Origin of the sequence: Methylobacterium sp. WL103, from assembly GCF_008039885.1 — a bacterium.
GTDB lineage: Bacteria > Pseudomonadota > Alphaproteobacteria > Rhizobiales > Beijerinckiaceae > Methylobacterium > Methylobacterium cerastii.
The window spans coordinates 1-2,514 of the sequence record NZ_VRUX01000601.1; the positions used below are offsets into that span (position 1 = coordinate 1).

The following is a 2,514-nucleotide window of genomic DNA, read 5'->3' on the forward strand; positions in this document are numbered from 1 at the left end:
GCCTCGACGACGGCGCCGCGCCCGACCCCGCCCGCGTCCTGGCGGTGGGCGACGCGATCCGCACCGACATCGCCGGCGCGCATGGCTTCGGCATCGCCAGCCTGCTCGTCGCCCGCGGGATCCATGCCGAGGAACTCGGGGTCACGGCCGCCCACCACAGCCTCGGCGACGTCGCCGGTTGGCTCTCGCGCCAGCCGGTGCGGCCCGACGCGGTGATCGAACGGCTCGCCTGGTAGCCGGCAGGTCTCGGCGATCGGCGTCGCCTAGGAATTTCGTCGGATTGCCCTTAAACGATGATCCGCGGTGCCGGCCGGCCGACCGGCGCCGACGCCGCAACCGATGGTCCGCCCGCGATGTCCGACGCCGCATCGTTCCGATCGTTCGCCCGTCGCCGCATCGGGCCCGCCGTGCCGTCCGGTGTCGCCGGAGCCGCATGCCCGTCGACCGGACGCCCTGCGCGATGACGCGCCTGGCCCAGCGCGACCCGTCGGCGTGGCGTGCGCAGGAGCGTTTCGTCGCGCGCCTCGGCTCGCCGCGTCAGCTTCAGGTCTTCAACGATCGCGGCGGCATCGCGGTCAACTTCGACATCATGCGCTCGGTGATGCCCGACATCACGATCGTCGCCAGCCAGAGCGCGAGCTTTTCCCTATGGGAGACGACTTCGTCGAGCGGCTTCATCACCAAACCGAAGTTCAACGCCGAACTGGTGACGATCCGCTTCGTCACGAACGGCTGCATCACCTATCGCGATCGCTCCGGCGAAGCCCTCGGCACCCCGACGCACACCACGCTGGTCGGATTCGAGGACCTGCGTGAGGTCCGCGCCTCCGCCGGCTTCAGCGCCCTCAGCGCGACGATCTCCGTCGAAGCCTTGGCGGCGCGGCCAACGAAGCTCTCACGGGCGGCAGCCGCGACGGATTGCAGCCGCTCGGCCCCGGTCGCCGAACTGACGGCCCCCGGCATGCAGGCCCTGTTCTGCAGCCTACGGCAGATCTACGCGCAAAGCCCCGGCGTGCACCCACACGGCGACCTGATCATTCCCCTGATCCGCGAGATCTTCAGCTACCAGCTGCTCTCGGCCTGGCCGAAACGCGACACGCCGGTGCCGCACGCGACGCTGGACGCGCCGGCCCGGACGGTCCGCGCGGCCCTCGACTACATCGAGGCGCACCTGTCCGCCCCGCTGACGCTGCCCGACATCGCCGCCGCGGCCGGCCTCAGCGTCCGCTCGCTGCAGGACAAGTTCCGGCAGGCCGTCGGGCAGACGCCGGTCCAGTACATCATCGACAGCCGCCTGCGCAGGGTCCACCAAGATCTGCTCTCAGACAACAACGCGATGCATTCGATCGCCGAGATCGCCGTGCGCTGGGGCTTCGTCCACATGAGCGATTTCGGGCCGCGATACCGGCGGTTGTACGGCCGCGCGCCCTCCGAGACCCGGCGCGACGCCGACCGGCGGACTTGAATCCCAGGATGAGCCTCCGGCGAGACCGGCGATCCGAGCTCCACGGCCGATATGAAAAATGCGCAATAGAAGTGTAAAAATCGCGCACATTTGACACTTCTAGTTTAAAATCGGACAAACAACACATCTGATGACGGCTGCGGCGTTTCGTAGATCTGGATCCGGCCTATGCTTCCGATCGAATGCCTTTTATCGGAACCGAATGCTTTTCCAGGATCGGCAAGCCTTCGTCGAAACGATAGTCTTCGGCGTCCGTCATGCGCATCTTCGACATCTCCACGACACCTTCCGCCGACGCGTGCCGCGGGCTTCGCGACGTCCGCGTCGAAGCCGGTAGGCCCGATCCTCTGGAGAACGGGACGAGGGCCGAGACGCGGGCGCGCCGCCGCGCCGTGATCGCCGCCGTCCGCCCGCGTTCCGCCCCTTCCCGCCTCTCGCCGTGACGCCGATGCCGCATCGAGATCCCTGCATGACCGACACCTCACCGTCCGAGCGCACCGCTCAGACGCTGAAGCGCATCGCGACGGCCCTGCGGTGTACCGTCGACGACCTGGCGAACGGCAAGGACGACGGCCGCCCAGTCGCCGAGGCCCGGGAGCTGCTGACCCTGTGGGACGCAATCGAGGGCGACGCAGGCCGTCGGACGGTACTCGAGGTCGCCCGCGCGGTCGTGCGTGCGCAGTCGGCGCCCCCGACGCCCTAGCCCCCTTGATGGTCGCCGCGTCCTCAGGCGCGGCGGGACCCGCGACGCTCGGACCTGCCTTCGAGCCGACCCGGTATCGGCTTCGCCTGTGCCACGGCCAAGCTGCCATCTTGCGGCCCAGCCAGCCCCGGATGCTGTCGCCGACGGTCGCCGCCCGGACGAAGGCAGGACCAGAAGGGGCATCCCGATGATCGAAACCGTGAAGGCTCGCGCCGTGACGGCGCAGGACGAGCAGCGCCTGGAGCGCTCCGTCGCCGCGACCCTGCGGGTGATCGCCGCCGCCCACGCCGAGCGGACCGCCCCCCCGATCCACGCCGCCCGCCGGCGCCTCGGCGAGGTCTACGGC

3 protein-coding genes are annotated in these 2,514 nt (G+C 69.6%); all 3 read left to right on the forward strand.

The annotated features are described in order from the left end of the window. Positions 1-236 (forward strand): HAD hydrolase-like protein (locus FV222_RS22975; RefSeq protein WP_147815723.1); only part of this gene is annotated, 236 nt, incomplete at its 5' end. A gap of 224 nt (positions 237-460) precedes the next feature. Continuing rightward, positions 461-1,465: an AraC family transcriptional regulator gene (locus tag FV222_RS22980; protein ID WP_187277436.1), complete on the forward strand. Its 1,005-nt coding sequence runs from the start codon at positions 461-463 to the stop codon at positions 1,463-1,465. 469 nt (positions 1,466-1,934) lie between these two features. Beyond that, a complete protein-coding gene (locus FV222_RS22985) occupies positions 1,935-2,168 on the forward strand; it encodes a hypothetical protein (RefSeq protein ID WP_147765168.1) in 234 nt (77 codons plus the stop codon). The last annotated feature ends 346 nt before the right edge of the window (positions 2,169-2,514 follow it).